Genomic DNA, 19,461 nt, shown 5'->3' on the forward strand with positions numbered 1-19,461 from the left:
TGTTCGGCGGGCTCTATTATTACTGGCCGCTGATTACCGGCAAGAAGCTGTCCGACCGGATGGGGCGTGCCGCCTTCTGGTTCCTGTTCGCGGGCGCGAACCTGACGTTCTTTCCGATGCATTTCTCGGGCCTGCTGGGGATGCCGCGGCGCGTGTTCACCTATCCGGCGGAACTGGGGATCGGCGGGCTCAACATGGCCTCGACGATCGGATCATGGGTGTTCGCGACCGGCGTCGCGATCGTATGCGTCGACCTCGCGCTCAGCCCGCGGCGGAGCAAAAGCGTGCGCAATCCGTGGAATGCCGGGACGCTGGAATGGCTTGCGCACCCTGACGACGAGGATTGGGGCATCCGCTCGGTCCCGCTGATCGAGAGCCGCTATCCGATCTGGGACCAGAAGGATTTCGTGAAGAAGGTCGACGAAGGCCGCTTCTTCCTGCCCGATGCCGAGGAAGGCCGCCGCGAGACGATCATCACCAGCGTGCTCGATGCGCGCCCGGTGCAGGTGATCCGGCTGGGCGGGCCGAGCATCAAGCCGATGCTGACCGCGATCGCGCTGGGCAGCGTGTTCATCCTGACCACCTATCACCTTTACTGGGCGGCGTTGGTGGGCGCGGTGGCGACGCTGGCGATGGTGCTGTGGTGGCTGTGGACCGGCACCGCCGAGATCCCGGAAAAGGATTGCAAGCCGATCGGGCACGGCATCGAGTTGCCGCTTTACATTTCCGGCGCGTCGGCGAGCGGGTGGTGGGCGATGTTCATCACGATGATGGCGGATGCGACCGCCTTTTCGGGGCTGGTGTTCGGTTATTATTTCTTCTGGACGCGGCATGAGGACTTTCCGCCGGGCGGTGCGGGGCTGGACGGGCCGGGCGCGTTCTGGCCGATGGTCGCGCTGGCGGTGTCGCTGGCGGGATGGCTGATGACGATCGGCGCGCGCGAGACGAACCGGCGTGGCGCGGTCGGTGCGGCACGCGCGTTGCTGGCGCTGGGCGCGGTCGCGTCGCTGGCGGCGATCGGCGCCGGGCTGGCGGGGCCGTGGCTGTCGGGGCTGGCGCCCAAGCTGCACGTCTATCCGGCGATCGTGTGGACATTGGTGATCTGGACCACCGCGCATGCCGGGGTCGGCGCGATCATGCAGCTCTACGCGCTGGCGCGCAGTCTGGCGGGGAAGATGACGCCCCGGTACGACGCCGATGTTCGTAACATCACCGTCTACCAGCATTTCATGGCGCTGACCGCGATCGTCACCTACGCCACGATCGGCCTGTTCCCGGGGGCGGCATGAAGAACGAGTCCCCGCATGGTCCCGAGCGGCGCGGCGTGCGGCATCGGCTGCGCGAGTTGCGCGTCACCTTGTGGACGCTGATCGTCCCGCCGAGCGTGTGGGCGGTGCATTTCCTGTTCTGCTATCTGTGGGTGGCGGTGAGTTGCGCCAAGCTGGGGGCGTTTCCGCGGTTCACGGTGGCGTTCGTGATCGGGACGCTGGTGGCGGAGGCGATCATCCTGGCGTCGGGGTGGATCGCGTGGGTGCAGACGCATACGCCCGGCGATCCCGCGCCGCACGATCAGGGCACCGATATCGACCGGCTGCGGTTTCTGGCGGTGTCGACGCTGTTGCTGGCGGGGCTAAGCTTCGTCGCGGTGATCTTCACCGCGGTGCCGGCGCTGATGCTGACGGATTGCCGGTGATTGCGGCGGGGGTCCTGGTGGCGCTGGCGGCGACGGTGCTGGGGTTCGCCGGGTTCGGCATGACCGGGCATATGGCGGCGCATATGGGGGCGGTGGCGGTGGCGGCGCCGATGCTTGCGTGGTCGATGACGGCACAACTCCCGTCATTCCCGCGAAGGCGGGAATCCAGAACCGCTGACGTTCGCGCCTCTATAGACACGTCCGCGCGTCTGGATTCCCGCCTACGCGGGAATGACGGTGGGGGGCAGGGTGACGGTTCAGGCGCGCCGCTGGCGTGGGCAATCGTCGAGTTCGTCGTCGTGTGGGCGTGGCATGCGCCGGCGTTGCGCGGGCTGGCGGACATGCATCCGGCGGTGGCGCTCGTGGAGCAGGCGATGTTCCTCGGCGTCGGCGTCGGGCTGTGGCGCGCGGCGATCGCGCATCCGGCGGGCGGGGTCGCGGCGCTGTTGCTGACGTCGATGCACATGACGTTGCTCGGCGCGCTGATCGGGCTCGCGCCACGGCCGCTCTATGCGATGATGGCGATGCATCCCGCGCCGGGGCTGGACGCCATCGCCGACCAGCAATTGGGCGGGGTGGTGATGCTGGTGGTCGGCGGCGCGGCCTATTGTCTGGGCGGGCTGGCGCTGCTCGGCACGATGTTGAGGGAGCGCGCGGCGGCATGACGATCCGGCTGACATGGAAGCGCGCGGTCGCCGGGTTGCTGGGGATCGTGCTGGCGGGGCTGCTGTTCGCCTGGTCGGGGGTGTTCAACATCGCCGCCTCGTCGGGGCATTGGGCGGTGACCGAATGGTTCCTGCACTGGACGATGCGCAACTCGGTGAAGACGCATAGTTTCTTCGATTCGCCCGACGACCCGATCGCGACCGACGGTGGACTGGTCAGCGCCGCCGGGCATTTCGCCGCCGCCTGCGCGAGCTGTCACGGCGCGCCGGGGCAGCGGCCGTCGCCGGTGATGCAGAAGGCGATGCCGCCCGCGCCCGATCTGGCCGTGAACGCGCGGCAATGGACCGACGCGCAGCTGTTCTACATCCTGCGCCACGGCGTGAAATATTCGGGCATGCCGGCGTGGGCGGGAGCGAAGCGCGACGACGAGATCCGGCGGATGGTGGCGTTCGTTCGCCGCCTGCCGGGGATGACGCCGGCACAATATCGCGCGCTGAGCGGGCAGGCGCAGGGCGCGGGGACCGCCGACGTCCGCGCGCTGGGCAGCAACGTGCTCGCCGGGTGTGTCGCCTGTCACGGGGCGGACGGGGGCGGGCGCGGGCAGCCGGACATTCCGATTCTGGGCGGGCAGCATCCGCGCTATCTGGAGGCCGCGCTGGCGGCCTATGCCGACGGACGACGCGCGAGCGCGGTGATGGCGAATGCCGCCGCGATCCTGACCGCCGACGAGCGGCGCGCGCTGGCGGTGCATTTCGCGGCGCTGCCGGGCCTGCGCGCCGATGCCGCACCGCGTGGCGACCCGCGCGCGCGGGTGATCGTCGAGCGCGGGCTGCCCGAACGCCAGCTTCCCGCCTGCGCAAGCTGCCACGGCGCGGGCAAGCCGCAGCCGCTGCTGGTCGGGCAGCGCGCCACCTATATCGCGGCGCGGCTGCGGTACTGGAAGGGCGACGGCAAGGAGATCGACGCGCGGCTGCCGCAGAACGTGATGCCGGTGATCGCGCGGCGCATCCCCGAGGAGCTGATCGACCCGCTGGCGCGCTATCTGGCGGGGGAGGCGGGCTGATCGGCAGGATCGTTTCGCAGTAGAACGTCATTTCGAGTCGCTAACCCTTCCGCTTTGGTCCAGAACCGGCCGCGCAGACGGCAACCGGCAAGGGAGGCGGCGGTGAAGGCCGAGATACACGACGAAACCGACCTCCTCGAAACGCTGGCGCGCAAGAATGCGGTGCTGCGGGCGATCAACCGCATCTTCCACGAAGCGCTGGGCGCGACCAGCGACGAGGCGCTCGGCCGGCTGTGCCTCGCCGTCGCCGAGGACCTGACCGGCGCGTCGTTCAGCTTCATGGCGGAGCTGACCCCGACGCGCGACCGGCTGCACGATCTGGCGATCAGCGATCGTGGCTGGACGGTATTCCGGCGCGCATGGCCCGAGGGGGCAGAGCAGCGTGTCCCGACGCATCTCGACCTGCACGGCCTGTACGGGCGCGTCATCCTGGATGACGCCAGCCTGATCGCCAACGATCCCGCGGCGCACCCCGACGCGATCGGCACGCCGCACGGGCACCCGCCGCTCCGGTCGTTCCTGGGCGTGCCGCTGCGCCGGCAGGGCCGGTTGATCGGGGTGATGGGGCTGGGCAATCGCGCCGGCGGTTTCCGCGACATCGACCGCGAGGCCGCGGAGGAACTGGCACCGGCGATCGTCCAGGCACTGGGCGGCAAGCGCGCCGAGCTGGCGCTGCGCGAGAGCGAGGACATGCGCCGCGTGAGCATGGAGCTGGTCCCCGCGATGTTGTGGCGCACCGACGAGAGCGGCAACAACAAGATGAGCGAAAGCCAATGGGCCGACCTGACCGGGCAGGACGAGCGCGAGGCCGCCGACTGGGGGTGGCTGGAGGCGGTGCACCCGGAGGACCGCGCCGCGACCGAGGCGGCGTTCCGCCGCTCCTTCGCGCGCCACGAACCGCTGGAGCATCAGGTGCGGCTGCGCGATCGGCACGGCGCGTATCGCTGGTTCCTGATGCGGCAAGTGCCGCGTCGCGACGAGGCGTCGGCGGCGACCCACTGGTTCGGCGCGGCCACCGACGTCCACGACATGCACCTGCTGGAAGAACGACAGCGGCGGCTGGTCGCCGAGTTGCAGCACCGCGTGCGCAATATCCTGACCGTCGTGCGATCGGTCTTTTCGCGGACGGTGGAGGCGGGCGGGGCGCTGGAGGATGTGGCGGACCATTTCCGCGGGCGGCTGGATGCGCTGGCGCGGACGCAGGCGATCGTCACGCAGACCGCGAGCGGGAACGTCGACCTGCAGAACCTGATCCGCGACGAATTGCTGAGCGTCGGCGTCGGGGATGGCGAGGCGGTGACGATCACCGGACCGGACGTGCCGCTGCCGCCGCGCGCTGCGGAGGCGATCGGGCTGGCGATCCACGAACTGGCGATCAACTCGGTCAAATATGGTGCGCTGAAGCGCCCCGGCGCGCTGTTGCATATCGCATGGTCGACCGATGACGACAGTGATGGTAAACGGGGGGTTCGGCTGTCCTGGACGGAGAAAGGGGTGCCTGCCCTGGCAATTTCCCCTTGTCGTCAAGGTTTTGGGACGGAATTGATTTGTGAGGCGTTGCCTTATCAATATGGTGCGGAAACCCGGCTGACATTCGTGGGCGGCGGGGTCCGGTGCGAGATCGCGCTACCGCTGCAAGAGGAAGGACGACCATTCTGACCGACGCCACCGCCCTGACCGGCCGACGCCTGCTGATCGTCGAGGACGAATATTTCATCGCCTCCGACCTGAAGCGGGCGCTCGAGGCGCAGGGCATGGTCGTCGTCGGGCCGGTCGGCCGGGTGGCCGATGCGCTGGCCTTGATCGAGCGCGAGCCGATCGACGTCGCGACGCTGGACGTCAACCTGGGCACCGCGATGTGCTATCCGATCGCCGAGCAGTTGCAGGCGCGCGGCGTGCCGTTCCTGTTCCTCACCGGCTATGATGGCTGGACACTTCCCGAGTGGCTGCGCGACGTGCCGCTGCTCATCAAACCCTTCGACAGCGCAGCGGTGATCGCCGCGGTGCGCGCGCTGTGTGGACTGGAGAGAGTAACATGATCCGTGGACAGCTGCGCAGCGACGCGCCCAGTATGGCGGTGACCCGCCTGATGGCGCTGGCCCCGCTCGACGGCGCGGCGCTGGCGGCGCTGGAACTGGCGATGGAAGAAACCCGCGCGGTGCGCGTGCGGCGCGACATCATCACCGAGGGGCGCGAGATCGTACAGGCGCAACTGCTGCTGTCCGGCTGGGCGGCGCGGGTGCGGCTGCTGCCCGACGGGCGGCGGCAGTTCCTCAGCTTCCTGCTGCCCGGCGACTTGATCGGCGCGTGCGATCATCCCAACGCGCTGGCAGTGTCGACCGTGGTGGCGATGTCCGACGCGCTGGTCTGCCCGCTGCCGCCGGCAGAGGCGGGGTCGCCGCTCCACACCGCCTATGCGATCAGCCGCGCGATGGACGAGGGGCATCTGCTGGCGCAGATCACGCGACTGGGGCGGCTGAACGCGCAGGAGCGGATCAGCGACCTGTTGCTGGAATTGCACGAGCGCCTGACGCTGAGCGGCAGCGCCACCGGCAACGGCTTCGACCTGCCGCTGACGCAGGAGACGCTGGCCGATGCGCTGGGGCTCACCTCGGTGCACGTCAACCGGATGTTGCAGCAGGCGCGGCGTGAGGGCGACCTGCAATGGCGCGTCGGGCATGTGAAGCTGACCGACCCCGCCGGGCTGGCGCGCAAGATCGGGCATGTGCCGGTGCGCGTCACCGCGAGATGACGGATATCGCGCGGCGCTGACCGGTTTACTCGATCGATGACCGATGACACGACCGCCGGCGCCCGCGCGATGCGCCGCGATGCACTGGCGCGGCGCGGGGCGCTGATCGAGGCGGCGCGCGCCTGTTTCGCGCGCTCGGGCTATTTCGTGCCGCTGGAGGAAGTCGCCGACGCCGCCGGGGTCGGTCGAGGGACCTTCTACCGCAATTTCAAGGATCGCATGGCGCTGGCGCTGGCGGTGTTCGAGCGCGAGATCGACCGGATGGCGCCGTTGATCGACGCGACGCTGCCACTCGACCGCGCGCTCGCCAAGCTGGTGACGGAGGGGCGCGAGACGACCGCCTTGTTCGCGCGGCTGGCGATCGACATGCCGCTCAACGGCGAGAATCGTCAGGCGTTCGACGATCTGAAAGCGCGGCTGGAGCGGTTGCTGGTACCGCTTGCCGCACGCGGGCATCGCGACGGGACGCTGGCCGCGACGATGGGCGCGCACGAGCTGGCGATCGCGATGCGGATGCTCGGCGCGCTGATCAATCCCGCGCCGGTCGAACGCCGCCAGACGTTGCTGGAGGAGGCGCTGGCGCTGGTGATGGCGGGGCTACGGCCGCGCTGACGCGGCGGGATCGGTCCAGCCGAGCCCGAGGCTTTTCTGGACCGCGATGTAATTGTTGGTGAGCTGTGCGCGGCCCTGTTCGGCGCCGATCGCGGCGGACAGCCGCTGCCGCTCGATATCGAGCTGATCGACCAGCGTGCTGGTGCCGGCCTCGACGCGCTGCGCGTGGCGCGCGGGGGCGCGGGTCGCGGACTGTTCGGCGAGCAGCAGTGGCGCGAGTTGCTGGCGCGCGTTGCCGAACCGCGACAGGCTGGTTTCGGCATCCTGCAACGCCTCCAGCACCGTCTGGCGGTATTGCGCGTCGGCGGCATCGCGCTGTGCCTCGGCCTGGCGCACCGCGGCGCGGTTGCGGCCGAAGTCGAGGAACGACCAGTTGAGCATCGGGGCGGCGACCGTCGCCAGCTTCGACGGATCGAGCACGTCACTGACCCCGGTGCCGCCTAGCCCGATGATGCCGAGCAGGTTGAGCGAGGGGAACTTGCGTGCGGTGGCGACGCCGATCTGTGCATTACCCGCCGCCAACGCGCGTTCGGCGGCGCGGATGTCGGGGCGGTGCTGGATCAGCGTGGCGGGGTCGCCGATCGGGACCTGCGCGGGCGGGAGCGGCACCGCGACGACGGTGGCGAGCGTCGCGTCGAGCGCACCGGGCGCGCGGCCGGTGAGGACGGCGAGCTGGCCCTTGTATTCGTCGATCTGCGCGGCGAGCGGGATGGTCTGCGCATCGGTGCTGTTGAGTTGATTGCGCAGCCGCTCGACCTGAAGCTGCGAGGCGGTGCCGGCCGCGTAGCGTTGCTCGACCAGCGCAAGCTGGCGGCGTTGCAGCGCGCTCGACTGCGCATTGAGGCGCGCGCGGGCCTGCGCGTCGCGCAGCGCGACATAGGCCTGCGCCACCTGTGCCGAGAGCGTGACCTGCGCATCGGCGAGTTGCGCGAACCGCTGCCCTTCGGTGGCGCGCTGCTGTTCGAGCGTGCGGCGCCCGCCGCCGAACAGATCGGGCTCCCACGACGCCATCGCGCCGAGATTGTAGAAGTCGAGCGTGGTGTCGCTGTCGCCGCCGCCCTGCTGCCCGCCGCCGAGATTGGTGCCGGGCAGGCGCGCGTTCAGGTACACCGCGCTGGCGCTGACCGAGGGCAGGCGCGCGGCGCGTTGCTGGCGATATTGCTCCTGCGCGGTGCGCAGATTGGCCTGTGCGGCATCGATCGTCGGGCTGTGCGCCAGCGCATCGTCGACCAGCGCGTCGAGCGTCGGATCGTTCAGCGTCTCCCACCAGCGCGCGAGCCCCGGCGTGGGGGTCAGCGCGGGATCGGCGGCGCGGACGAACGTGCCGCGCGTCACCGCGTCGGAGGCGACGGCGGGCGGTCCCTTGTAATCGGGGCCGACGGTGCACGCGCCGAGCAGCGCGAGAGCGAGAAGCGGGAGAGCGTGGCGCATCAGTGCATCGCCGCCGGCGCGGCGCCCTTGGGAAGCGGACGAAGGAAGAAAACGAGCGGGAGGACGACCAGAGTCCCCATCCCCATGATCCAGAAGATGTCGTTGTAGGTCATGACCAGCGCCTGCCCCTGGATCTGCTGGCCGAGCGCGCGGATCGCGGTCTGCGGGCCGCCGAGCGAATTGGCGGTCGCGGCCATATAATCCTGCACGCGCACCGAATTGGCGTTGAGCGTTTCCTCGATCCGCCGCGCGTGGAACCACGAGCGCTGGTCCTGAAGGATCGCGATTCCGGCGAGGGCGAAGCTGCCGCCCAGGTTGCGCATCGCGCTGAACAGCCCGGAGGCGTCGCCGGCCTCGGCCGGCGGGACCGAGCGGATCGCGGCCTGGCTGAGGAACAGCATCGCGAGGATCTGCCCGACGCCGCGCAGCAATTGCGACTCGGTGAAATCGCTACCGACCGAGTCGATGGTCAGATTGGCGTCGAGCAGCGCCGACGCGCCCATGATGAGCAGCCCCGCACCGACTGCCAGCCGGATGTCGACGCGCACCAGCAGGATCGGGACGATCGCCATCATGAACAGGCTGGGGATGCCGGCGAGCAGCACGACCTTGCCCGATTGCAGCGCGTTGTAATTGGCGATCGCGGCGAGGAACTGCGGGATCGCATAGGAGGTGCCGTAGAGGACGACGCCGAGCACCAGCCCCATGATCGCGACCGATCCGAACTGGCGATCGAGCAGCAGCCGCAGCTTGATAACCGGTCGGCGCGAGACGATCTGCCCGGCGAGCAGCAGCCCGAAGCCGAGCACCGTCACCGCGAACATGTAGCGGATCAGCTCCGAGGAGAACCATTGCTCGCGCTGTCCTTCCTCAAGGAAGACGGTCAGCCCGCCGAGCCCGAGCGCGAGGCCGGCGATGCCCAGCCAGTCGGCCTCGCGGATCAGGTGCAGCCGCGACGGTTCGTGGCGCAGCCCGATCAGCAGCAGCAGCACGAGGATGCCGCAGATCGGCACGTTGAGGAAGAAGGCATAGTGCCAGCTGATGTTCTCGGTCAGCCAGCCGCCGATCAGCGGGCCGAGCACGGGGCCCATGATCGCGGTCATCCCGAAGGCGGCGATGCCGATCGGCTGCTGCGATCGCGGCAGGCGCTGCGCGATGATCGTCTGCGCGGTCGGGATCATCGCGCCGCCGGTGAAGCCCTGACCGATCCGCCCGACGATCATCTGCGGCAGCGTGTCGGCCGCGCCGCAGATCACCGAGAAGATCGTGAACAGGATTGCGGCGATCAGCAGGAAGGTGCGCAGGCCCAGCAGCCGTTCCAGCCACGCCGCCATCGGGATGATGACGATCTCCGCGACCAGATAGGCGGTGGCGATCCACGTCCCCTCGGTGCCGCTCGCGCCGATCTCGCCCTGGATCGTCGGGAGCGCGGAGTTGACGATCGAGATGTCGAGCGTCGCCATGAACGCGCCGAGCGTGCCGGCGGCGACCGCCAGCCACGCGGCGAGATCGGCACGCTCCGCCCCGCCCGCGGGCAGGTCGCTGCGCTTCGCGGCGGAAGCGCCGGGGGCCGCGCTGGCCATCGTCAGCGCTCCTGCCGGTTGGCCTTGCGCTGTTCATCGCGCAGCCGCTCGATCTCGTCCTTGGCCGAGCGTGTGTCGACCGTCACCTCGACCGACAGGCCGGGAACGAGCAGGCGGCGCGTCTGCGGGGTCGCCTCCAGCGCGATCCGCACCGGCACGCGCTGCGTGATCTTCGTGAAATTGCCGGTCGCGTTCTGCGGCGGGAGCAGCGAGAATTGCGCGCCGGTGCCCGGCGAGAAGCTGGCGACGCGGCCCTTCAGCACGATTCCGTCGAGCGCGTCGACCTTGATCTCCGCGGGCTGGCCGGGACGCATGAGCGCGAGCTGCGTCTCCTTGAAATTGGCGGTGATGTAGAGCTTGTCGAGCGGGACGAGCGACATCAGCCGCGTGCCGGTGCCGGCATATTGGCCGACGTTGACGGTCTTGTCGCCGACGCGCCCGTCGATCGCGGCGCGGATCAGCGTGGCGTTGAGGTCGACGCTCGCCGCGCTCTGTTGCGCACGCGCGGCCTGCGCCTGCGCGAGCCCCTGCTTGATCTGCGTCTCGTAGGTGGCGACGCGGCGCTGCTGCATCGCGACCGCGGCCTCCTGCGCGCGGACCGCCTGCGCCGATTGCTGTGCGGCGAGCTGAAGCTGCGCGAGTTGCTGGCGGGTTTCGGCCCCCGAGGCGGCGAGCGGACGATAGCGCGCGACCTCGGCGGCGTCGTGCGCGGCCTTCTCGCGCGCGGAGGCGAGCTGCGCTCGCGCCTGGTCGATCGCGGCATATTGTTCGCGGACCTGCGCGCGCGCGCTGTCGGCCTGGGCATCGGCAACCGCGATCTGCGCCTCAGCCTGCGCCGCCTGCGCCTGCGAGTTACGCGGATCGATGCGGACCAAGGGCTGGCCGGCGCGGACGTCCTGGTTGTCGGTGACGAACACCTCGGCGACATAGCCGGCGACGCGCGGCGCGACGACGACCATATCGGCGCGCACCTGCGCGTCGTTGGTGTCCTGCATATATTGCCCGGTCGCCTGATAGCGCAGGTACCAGATCGTCCCCAGCGCCACGACGGCCAGCGCCACGACGATCAGGACCGTCCTGGCGCGTCCGCTCAGCTTGCGACGCTGCTGCTGCGCCGGCGGCGCATCGCCGCTGCCGGCATCGGGTTCGTTCGAAGAGTCGGCCGCTTCTGCCATCTGTTCCGTTCCGCTTGTTGCAGACACCGCGCCGCGATGCCCGACTTACTAACCGGACAATATGTCCGCTTAGCAGGTTTTCGCAAGTGCGAATGCTGCATCGCACATGTTATTATGAGACAAATGGCTGATTATCTGCTGGGCGGGAGCGGATTGGCGCGATACGCTGTATCCGTTGCGCGCCATGTCCGCGCAGCGCAGGGGAGAATGTCGTCGGTGCAGCACGCTTTCGGTCGTAACCTGACCTATGGTCTCCAAGAGACGCTGGGCCGCGCGATCGTCGTCGGGGATTATGCCGACAAGCCGTTCCCCAACGAAGCCGATATCGTGCGCGAGCACGGCGTCAGCCGCTCGGTGACGCGCGAGGCGGTGAAGATGCTGGCCGCCAAGGGGTTGCTCGGCGCGCGGCCGAAGCAGGGGACGTTCGTGCTGCCCGAAGAGGCGTGGAACCTGCTCGACCCCGATGTGCTGCGCTGGTTGCTGGAGCGCGAGGCGTCGATCGACCTGCTGCGCCACTTCAACGAATTGCGCGCCGGCGTCGAACCGGAGGCGGCGGCGCTGGCGGCGCGCGGCGCCAGCGACGAGCAGCAGGCGGCGATTTCGGCGGGGCTCGCGCGGATGGTCGCCGCCGAACGCGGCGAGGACGACCCGCTCGACTCCGACATCGCCTTCCACGTCGCGGTCCTCCGCGCGTCGAACAATCCGTTCTTCCTCCAATTTCGTGAGATGGTGAGCACGGCGCTGCGCACCTCGATCCGCTTCACCAACCAAATCGCCGGGCGCACCGCCAATATCGCCGAACATACCGCCGTCCGGGACGCGATCCTTGCGGGGGATGCCGATGGCGCCCATGCGGCGATGCGCGGGTTGATCGTCAACGTCCTGACGCTGATCGATCCGCCAGCGGGCGGGTAGGCGCGCGTAGCGTCGCATTGATCCGTTATTGCGTCGCCACGCGCGTAATGACGATCAGTAGGTCACAGCGTCCGCAGCATCTGCGCCGGGCGCGCGCGTAGCGCCGGGATGCTGCCCGCGATGCCGATCCCGACCGTCACGGCGCTCGCCAGCCCCAAGGTCCCCGCCACGCGCAGCCAGTCGGGCGCGAAGCCCATGTCAAAGACGTGCGTCACGACGTACCAACCCGCCGCGCCGCCTGCGACCAGCGCCACCGCCGACAGCAGCGCGGCGAGCAGGGCGTATTCGATCGCCTGCGCCGCCAGCACCTGCCGCATACTGCCGCCGAGCAGCTTGAGCACGACCGCATCATAGCGGCGCGCACGCCCCGACGCCGCGACCGCGCCGACCAGCACCGCCAGGCCGGCGAGCACCGTCGCCGCGGCGGCGACGCGCACCGCGGTGGCGATCTGGCCGAGCAGTGCCGACACCTGCCCGATGACGTCACCGGTACGGATCAGCGTAACCGCGGGCATCGCGCGCGCGACGCTGCGCGCGATCGCGCCATCGCGTGCGGGCGGGGCGTAGACGCTGGCGAGCAGGCTGTGCGGCGCTTCCTCGATATAGCCGGGCGAGAAGACGATCGCGAAGTTGAGCCCCAGCCCCCGCCAGTCGATCTTGCGCAGCGCCGCGATCCGTGCCGGCACGTCAACGCCGAGCACCGAGACGGTGATCGCATCGCCGATCCCGAGCCCGAGCGCCTGCGCAGCGCGATCCTCGATCGAGACGAGCGGCGGCCCCGTGTAATCGGCGGGCCACCAGCGGCCGGCGACGACCTGATTGCGCGGCGGGACGGTCGCCGACCAGGTGAGCGTGCGGTCGCCGCGCAGCACCCAGGCGTCGGCGGGGAGCGTCTTGAGCCGCGTCGTCGGCACGCCCTTGATCGCGACGATCGCACCGCGCAGCGACGGCACCGCCTCGATCCGGGCGTTGGGCGCGGCGGTCAGGACCGCGCTGCGGAAGAGGGCGGCTTCCTCGGCGGGCACGTCGGCGGCGAAGAAGCGCGGCGCACGCGCCGGGGCGCTGCCGGCGAGTTCGGCGGACAGGCTTGCGTCGATCACCGCGAGCGCGACGAACAGCGAGAAGCCGAGCCCGAGCGCGACGACCAGCCGGTCGGTCGCGGCACCGGGGCGGTGGAGGTTGGCGAGCGCGAGCCTGGGCAGGGGCGCGCGCGGCCGTGGGAGCCGCGCGAGAAGGCGGCGGAGCGCGATGCCGACGACCCACAGCAGCAGCACCAGCCCGGCGATCGCGGCGACGAACCCGGCGGCGAGCGCATGGTCGGTGGCCGACCAGACCGCCAGCGCGACCAAGGCGCAGAGCAGCGCGGCCATCGCCGCGAGCACGCGCCACGACGGGCGGCCAGTGTCGGCAAGCGCGTCGCGGAGCAGGGTCGCGGCGGGGACGCGCCGCGCCTGCGCCAGCGCGGGCAGGGCGAACAGCAGCGCCACCAACGTGCCAAGCACGGCGGCGGTGACGAGCGGCAGCGGATAGAGCGCCAGCCGCGGCGTGATCGGCAGCGCGTCACCCGCGACCCGCGCGACGATCCACGGCACCGCCGCGCCGAGCGCCAACCCGGGCAGCATCCCCGCCGCCCCGACCAGCGCCAGCTCGATCAGGAACAGCCGCGCGATCAGCGTCGAGCGCGCGCCGAGCACCTTGAGCGTCGCGACCATCTTCGTCCGCGCGGCGAGATAGGCGGTCACGCCGCTGCCGACCCCCACGCCCGCGATCGCCAGCGCGGCGAGCCCGACGAGCAGCAGGAATTGCCCGAGCGTCGCGATCCCGCCGCGCAGCCCGCGTCCGGCATTCTCGGTGGTGCGCGGGGTCCAGCCGGCGCCGGGGAAGCGCGCGGCAAGGCGCTTGCCGGTCGCCTCGGCGCGCGCCGGATCGGGGGGCGCGATGCGATAGCCGCTGCGATACAGGCTGCCCGGCTGAAGCAGGGCGCTCGCGTCGAGCCCGGCCATGTCGACCAATGCCGGGCTGCCAAGCGCGAAGCCCGCGCCGAGCCGGTCGGGCTCCTCCGCGATCAGCCCGATGACGCGGAACGGCTGCGTGCCGAGCCGGATCGTATCGCCGACGCGCGCGCCGAGCCGGTCGGCGAGCGCCGGGGCGATCGCGACCTGCGCGCCATGCGGGCGCACCGCCAGTGCCCCGGGCGCGAGCCGGAAGCGGCCGACCAATGGCCAGCGATCGTCAACGCCGCGCAGCTCGACCAACGTGTCCTGATCGCCATGATGCGCCATTGCGCGCAGCGACACGACCTCCGCGACCGGGCCGGCGGCGGTGAAGGCGGCCCGTTCCTCGGGCGTCGCGCGGCGTTGCGAGACGACCAGCTCGACATCGCCGCCCAGCATCGCACGGCCCTGCGCATCTAGCGCGGCGAGCATCGCGGCGGACAGGCTGCCGATCCCGGCGAGCGCGGCGGTGCCGAGGAACAGGCACATCGCGAGCAGCAGCAACCCGCGCCCGCCACGGCGCAGGTCGCGGAACGCCAGGGTGGCGGCGATGCTCATGTGCGGGGGCTCACGCGCGGGGGGCGCCGGCGACGATGCGGCCGTCGGCCAGCTCGACGACGCGTGCGCAGCGCGCCGCGAGCGCGGGGTCGTGGGTGATGACCAGCATCGTCGTGCCCGCCTCCGCGGCGCGCGCGAACAACAGGTCCATGATCGCCGCGCCGGTGGCGGTGTCGAGATTGCCGGTCGGTTCGTCGGCGAACAGAAGGGCCGGGCGGCCGACCAGCGCACGGGCGATCGCGACGCGCTGTTGCTCGCCGCCGGAGAGTTGCGCGGGGTAATGGCCGGTACGCGCGGCAAGCCCGACCGCCGCCAGTTCCGCGCGCGCACGGTCAAAGGCAGCGGATTCGCCGGCAAGCTCCAGCGGCACCGCGACATTTTCGAGCGCGGTCATCGTCGGGAGCAGGTGGAAGGCCTGTAGGACGATCCCGATCCGTCCGCGCCGCGCGACCGCCAGCGCGTCCTCGTCAAGCGCGGTGAAATCGAGCCCGGTGACACGAACCTCGCCAGAAGAGGGCCGTTCTAGCCCGGCCAGTACCGCCATCAGCGACGATTTGCCCGACCCCGACGCGCCGAGCAGCGCGACGGTCTCGCCGGCTTCCACCGTCAGGTCGATGCCGTGCAGGATGTCGACGCGCGCGGGCGGCTTGCCGAGCGCGAGGCGGACGTTGCGCGCCCGGATCGGTGCGCTATCTGAAGCGGATGGAAAGCCGGTCACGAACACGTCGATACGGAGGGTGGTGGTGGCTTGTCCATCCGATCCTGCTGCTGTTGCTTTCGGCGCCCGCCCGGGCCGACCCGCGCGCGCCGCTGATATGGGCGTTCGGCGACAGTTTGACGGCGGGCTATGGCCTGCCGCCCGCGCAGGGCTTTCCGGCGCAATTGCAGGCCGAGCTGCGGCGGCAGGGCGTCGCGGCGACGGTGCGCAACGGCGGCGTGGCGGGCGACACCGCGGCGCAGGGGCGCGCGCGGCTGCGCTGGGGGTTGCGCGGATTGAAGGCGCGGCCCGACCTGGTGATCGTCGAGCTGGGCGCGAACGACATGCTGCGCGGGTTGCCGGTCGCGCAGGCGCAGGCCAACCTCGACCGCATCCTGACCGAATTGCGCGCGCGGAACATCCCGGTGCTACTCGCCGGGATGCGCGCCGCGCCCAACATGGGCGGCGATTATGCACGCGCGTTCGAGGGCATGTATCCGGCGCTGGCGAAGAAGCATAACGTGGCGCTGTACCCGTTCTTCCTCGATGGCGTGGCGGGGCGGCGTGGGCTGTTCCAGGCCGACGGGCTGCATCCCGATCCGCGCGGCGTCGCGATCATCGTCCGGCGGATCGCCCCGGCCGTGCGGCGGGCGCTGAAGTAGCGGGGATCGTCTGGCGGCGCGGTCGGTTGGTGGCGGACAAGGAGATGCGACCATGATGACCGATCCCGAGACGCACGACGACGACGATCAGGCGCAGGCGATGGAAGAGGCGCAGGAAGACGCCGCCGAGGAACGCGAGGAAGAAGGCGGGTATCAGTAGTCGTTCGTCGGTCGTCCCGGATCAGGTCCGGGATGACGATAGGCTGGTAAGGTCGTCCGGAGTGTTGATGTTGGTCAGCACCACGCCCGGCAACACCGCCGAAGCCCCGATCGTCTGCGCCCAGCGGCGGATCGCGCGGGGCTTTTCGGCGAGCAGATGCGCGAGCAGCGGCTCGGCGAGAGCGGCGGGCCACAGCCCGATCGTTGGCGCTTCCGCGGCATAGGCGGGCGCAGCGGCCCGCAGCGCGGCGACGACGTCGTCAGGCAGGAACGGCGTGTCGCAGGCGGTGGTCAGCACCGCGTCGAAGCCATGATCCGCGGCATAAGCCAGCGCGCCGGCGATGCCGCCGAGCGGGCCGAGGTCGGAGACCGGCAGGTCGGGGATGCATGTCACCGTCGCGGTGGGGCGGCCGACGACGACGATCGTGTCGCAATGCGGGGTAAGGCTGGCGATCGCATGATCGAGCAGCGCGCGCCCGTCGAGCGCGGCCAGCGCCTTGTCGCTGCCGAAGCGGGTCGCGCGACCACCGGCGAGGACGGCGCCGAGCAATGTCATGAAGCGGAGAAGAGCGGCGATCCGCCCCCCGTCAGAGGGGCGGTATGCCGATGGGTCAGAGCGTGGTGAACACGATGCCGACCACCAGCGCCTGAGCCGCCAGTGCCAGCGCGGTGCTGGCGGCGGTTTCGAACATACGCATGGGGATGGTCTCCGTTTGCCGGGTCATACCGGCAAACGGGCAGATGGCGTTTGTTGCTTGGTTGCGCAATAATCGAACAACGCATTCGCGCTTGCACAAATTGCATCATGGGATGTTCAACCAGTGTCGCTCTCCCGCTCTCTGCCGCACGAAACAAAAAGCGGGGGCACGGGATCACCTCAGGCGCCGAACACGCGGTCGAAGATCGTGTCGACATGGCGGTAGTGATAGCCGAGATCGAACTTTTCGTCGATCTCCGCGGTGGACAGCGCGGCAGTGACGTTCGGGTCGGCCTTGAGCAGCTCCTGCAACGAGAGCTGGCCATCCGATTCCCACACTTTCATCGCGTTGCGCTGGACGAGGCGATACGCATCCTCGCGGCTGACCCCGGCCTGCGTCAGCGCGAGCAGCACGCGCTGCGAATGGACGAGCCCGCCCATCCTATCGAGGTTCTTCTGCATCCGCTCGGGGTAGACGAGCAGCTTGTCGACAACGCCCGTGAGCCGCGCGAGCGCGAAATCGAGCGTGATCGTCGCGTCCGGGCCGATGTAGCGCTCGACCGAGGAGTGCGAGATGTCGCGTTCGTGCCACAAGGCTACGTTTTCGAGCGCCGGGGTGACGTAGCCGCGCACCATGCGCGCGAGGCCGGTGAGATTCTCGGTCAGCACCGGGTTGCGCTTGTGCGGCATCGCCGACGAGCCCTTCTGCCCGGGCGAGAAATATTCCTCCGCCTCCAGCACCTCGGTGCGTTGCAGATGGCGGACCTCGGTGGCGAGCCGCTCGACCGAACTGGCGATCACGCCGAGCGTGGCGAAGAACATCGCATGGCGGTCACGCGGGATGACCTGCGTCGAGACGGGCTCGATCGCGAGGCCGAGCTTGCCGGCGACATGCGCCTCGACGCGCGGATCGACGTTGGCGAAGGTGCCGACCGCGCCCGAGATCGCGCAGGTGGCGATATCCTCGCGCGCCATCGCGAGCCGCGCGCGGTTGCGGCGGAACTCGGCATGCGCCTGCGCCAGCTTGAGCCCGAAGGTGACCGGTTCGGCATGGATGCCGTGGCTGCGCCCGATCGTCGGGGTCAGCTTGTGCTCCTTCGCACGGCGCTCGAGCACCTCGAGCAGCCGATCGAGGTCGGCGAGCAGGATGTCAGAGGCGCGTGCGAGCTGCACCGACAGCGTGGTGTCGAGCACGTCGGACGAGGTCATCCCCTGATGCATGAAGCGCGCCTCGTCGCCGACCTGTTCGGCGACCCACGTCAGGAAGGCGATGACGTCGTGCTTGGTCACCGCCTCGATCGCGTCGATCGCAGCGACGTCGATCCGCGGGTTGGTCGCCCACCATGCCCATAGCGCGGCGGCGGCGCTCTTCGGGACCACCCCCAGTTCTGCCAGCGCTTCGGTGGCGTGCGCCTCGATCTCGAACCAGATGCGATAGCGCGCCTCCGGCTCCCAGATCGCGGCCATGTCGGGGCGGGAGTAGCGGGGGATCATGCGCGCGGTCCTTCAAGGAATAAGGGAGTTGGCGCGCGGTTAGCAGCGTGGCGGCGGGCGGGCAAATATACGATCTGTGTCAAGGCAAGCGGCAACTTACTCCGTTCGTGCTGAGCTTGTCGAAGCACGTGGTCTGGGCACGCCTTCGACAAGCTCAGGGCGAACGGGGAGGTTGGCGACGAATTCAGACTAGCCGGATCGTCCGTCCCTCGCGCGCCGAGCGGTAGATCGCCTCGACAATCCGCATGTCGCGCAATCCTTCCTCGCCTGAGACGATCGGCTCGCGCCCGTCGATCACGCATTGCGACAGATGGTCGAGCTGCCCGGCGAATTGCGTCTTGCCCGGACCGGGTGGCGGGGTGATCTCCTGCTCGCGCCCGTCACGACCGGTCCACAGGTGATTGCCCTCATAGCGGGTGGCGGGTTCCAGCTCGACGCGGCCCTTGCTGCCCATGAGCAGAATGTGGTTCTGGTTGGCCGAATACATCGACTGACAGCCGGCAATCGCGCCCGACGGGAATTCGAGCGTCCACTCGATCATATCCTCGACTTCGCGGAAGCGCGGATCCGTGCGGTCGGTCGATTCGCGCGCGGTGACCGCGACCGGTTCCTCGCCAGTCATGTAGCGCGCGGCTTGCAGGCTGTAGACGCCCATGTCCATCAGCGACCCGCCGCCGGCCAGCGCCTTCTTGAGACGCCACGCGTCCGGATTGCCGGCGGTGAACCCGTGTTCGGAGCGGACGTAGCGGATCTTGCCGGTGTCGGGCTGTTTGGCGAGCCGCATCGCGGCGATGTTCGTCGCCTCGAAATGGCAGCGGTAACCGATCATCAGCTTGCGGTTGGCGGCCTTGCACGCGGCGATCATCGCCTCGCATTCGGCGACCGAGATCGCCATCGGCTTTTCGCACATCACATGCTTGCCGGCCTTGGCGGCGCGGATCGTATATTCGGCGTGCATCGAATTGGGCAGGCAGACATAGACGATGTCGACGTCCGGATTGTCGCGGATGCTGTCGAAATTGGCGTAGGAATAGATCGCCTTGTCCGACAGGCCATATTCGGCGGCGACCTTCTTCGCCTTGGCCGGGTCACCGCTGACCACCGCCGCCAGCCGACTGTGCGTGCAATCCTTGAACTCGGGGATGATCCGGCCGAGCCCATAGCCGCCGAGCCCGACGATCGCATAGCCGAGCTTGCGCTGCGACGGCTGTGCGCAAGCGCTGCCCGCCACCAGCAACGGCGCGGCCGCGATAAGCGTGCGGCGTCCGATCTCCATCCTCACCTCCCTGAATTATCGCGAGCAGGCTGCG

At 69.8% G+C, this 19,461-nt stretch carries 18 protein-coding genes; 10 read left to right on the forward strand and 8 right to left on the reverse strand.

The features are described from left to right. The 8 genes from AADI75_RS09310 to AADI75_RS09345 all read left to right on the forward strand — a co-directional run. A partial coding sequence (locus AADI75_RS09310) for a cbb3-type cytochrome c oxidase subunit I (protein WP_341208757.1) occupies window positions 1-1,289 on the forward strand: 1,289 nt, incomplete at its 5' end. Next, entirely contained in the window at window positions 1,286-1,693 is a 408-nt protein-coding gene (locus tag AADI75_RS09315) for a hypothetical protein (RefSeq protein ID WP_341208758.1), read from the forward strand. The genes AADI75_RS09310 and AADI75_RS09315, both read left to right, overlap by 4 nt. Continuing rightward, the gene (locus tag AADI75_RS09320; protein WP_341208759.1) at window positions 1,690-2,358 is read left to right on the forward strand and encodes a cytochrome c oxidase assembly protein; all 669 of its coding nucleotides are present in this window, start codon (window positions 1,690-1,692) and stop codon (window positions 2,356-2,358) included. Before AADI75_RS09315 ends, AADI75_RS09320 begins: the two co-directional genes overlap by 4 nt. Then, entirely contained in the window at window positions 2,355-3,422 is a 1,068-nt protein-coding gene (locus AADI75_RS09325) for a c-type cytochrome (RefSeq protein WP_341208760.1), read from the forward strand. Before AADI75_RS09320 ends, AADI75_RS09325 begins: the two co-directional genes overlap by 4 nt. Before the next feature lie 102 nt (window positions 3,423-3,524). Beyond that, window positions 3,525-5,081, forward strand: a complete 1,557-nt coding sequence (locus tag AADI75_RS09330; protein ID WP_341208761.1) for a GAF domain-containing protein — start codon at window positions 3,525-3,527, stop codon at window positions 5,079-5,081. Continuing rightward, window positions 5,036-5,461 carry a response regulator gene (locus AADI75_RS09335; protein WP_341208762.1) on the forward strand — a complete coding sequence of 142 codons (426 nt, stop codon included), beginning with the start codon at window positions 5,036-5,038 and terminating at the stop codon, window positions 5,459-5,461. Before AADI75_RS09330 ends, AADI75_RS09335 begins: the two co-directional genes overlap by 46 nt. Continuing rightward, a complete protein-coding gene (locus AADI75_RS09340; RefSeq protein ID WP_341208763.1) occupies window positions 5,458-6,174 on the forward strand; it encodes a Crp/Fnr family transcriptional regulator in 717 nt (238 codons plus the stop codon). The genes AADI75_RS09335 and AADI75_RS09340 overlap by 4 nt, the downstream gene beginning before the upstream one ends. A 36-nt stretch (window positions 6,175-6,210) precedes the next feature. Next, complete coding sequence (locus AADI75_RS09345; protein WP_341208764.1) at window positions 6,211-6,786, forward strand: helix-turn-helix domain-containing protein; 576 nt, start codon at window positions 6,211-6,213, stop codon at window positions 6,784-6,786. On the opposite strand, the gene AADI75_RS09350 is transcribed toward AADI75_RS09345, so the two are convergent. The 3 genes from AADI75_RS09350 to AADI75_RS09360 are packed head-to-tail and all read right to left on the reverse strand — an operon-like array spanning window position 6,772 to window position 10,975. After that, window positions 6,772-8,217, reverse strand: a complete 1,446-nt coding sequence (locus tag AADI75_RS09350; RefSeq protein WP_341208765.1) for an efflux transporter outer membrane subunit — start codon at window positions 8,215-8,217, stop codon at window positions 6,772-6,774. The genes AADI75_RS09345 and AADI75_RS09350 overlap by 15 nt on opposite strands. Continuing rightward, entirely contained in the window at window positions 8,217-9,800 is a 1,584-nt protein-coding gene (locus AADI75_RS09355) for an MDR family MFS transporter (RefSeq protein WP_341208766.1), read from the reverse strand. Before AADI75_RS09355 ends, AADI75_RS09350 begins: the two co-directional genes overlap by 1 nt. Window positions 9,801-9,802: 2 nt before the next feature. Beyond that, a complete protein-coding gene (locus tag AADI75_RS09360; protein ID WP_341208767.1) occupies window positions 9,803-10,975 on the reverse strand; it encodes an HlyD family secretion protein in 1,173 nt (390 codons plus the stop codon). A gap of 207 nt (window positions 10,976-11,182) precedes the next feature. On the opposite strand from AADI75_RS09360, the gene AADI75_RS09365 reads away from it, so the two are divergent. Then, complete coding sequence (locus tag AADI75_RS09365; RefSeq protein WP_341208768.1) at window positions 11,183-11,890, forward strand: FCD domain-containing protein; 708 nt, start codon at window positions 11,183-11,185, stop codon at window positions 11,888-11,890. Window positions 11,891-11,952: 62 nt separating this feature from the next. On the opposite strand, the gene AADI75_RS09370 is transcribed toward AADI75_RS09365, so the two are convergent. Beyond that, a complete protein-coding gene (locus tag AADI75_RS09370) occupies window positions 11,953-14,442 on the reverse strand; it encodes an FtsX-like permease family protein (protein ID WP_341208769.1) in 2,490 nt (829 codons plus the stop codon). A 10-nt stretch (window positions 14,443-14,452) separates the two neighbouring features. Continuing rightward, window positions 14,453-15,160: an ATP-binding cassette domain-containing protein gene (locus AADI75_RS09375; RefSeq protein WP_341208770.1), complete on the reverse strand. Its 708-nt coding sequence runs from the start codon at window positions 15,158-15,160 to the stop codon at window positions 14,453-14,455. A gap of 53 nt (window positions 15,161-15,213) precedes the next feature. Here AADI75_RS09375 and AADI75_RS09380 point away from each other — a divergent pair, with 53 nt between their 5' ends. After that, a complete protein-coding gene (locus tag AADI75_RS09380; RefSeq protein ID WP_341208771.1) occupies window positions 15,214-15,801 on the forward strand; it encodes an arylesterase in 588 nt (195 codons plus the stop codon). A 181-nt stretch (window positions 15,802-15,982) separates the two neighbouring features. On the opposite strand, the gene AADI75_RS09385 is transcribed toward AADI75_RS09380, so the two are convergent. The 3 genes from AADI75_RS09385 to AADI75_RS09395 form a co-directional block, all read right to left on the reverse strand. Then, window positions 15,983-16,516 (reverse strand): molybdenum cofactor guanylyltransferase, encoded by a 534-nt coding sequence (locus AADI75_RS09385; RefSeq protein ID WP_341208772.1) that lies wholly within the window; start codon window positions 16,514-16,516, stop codon window positions 15,983-15,985. Between the two features lie 321 nt (window positions 16,517-16,837). After that, window positions 16,838-18,151 carry an adenylosuccinate lyase gene (gene purB / locus AADI75_RS09390; RefSeq protein ID WP_341208773.1) on the reverse strand — a complete coding sequence of 438 codons (1,314 nt, stop codon included), beginning with the start codon at window positions 18,149-18,151 and terminating at the stop codon, window positions 16,838-16,840. Between the two features lie 184 nt (window positions 18,152-18,335). Then, window positions 18,336-19,427 carry a Gfo/Idh/MocA family oxidoreductase gene (locus AADI75_RS09395; RefSeq protein WP_341208774.1) on the reverse strand — a complete coding sequence of 364 codons (1,092 nt, stop codon included), beginning with the start codon at window positions 19,425-19,427 and terminating at the stop codon, window positions 18,336-18,338. Between the last annotated feature and the right edge of the window lie 34 nt (window positions 19,428-19,461).

Source organism: uncultured Sphingomonas sp. (genome assembly GCF_964021865.1).
Lineage (GTDB): Bacteria > Pseudomonadota > Alphaproteobacteria > Sphingomonadales > Sphingomonadaceae > Sphingomonas.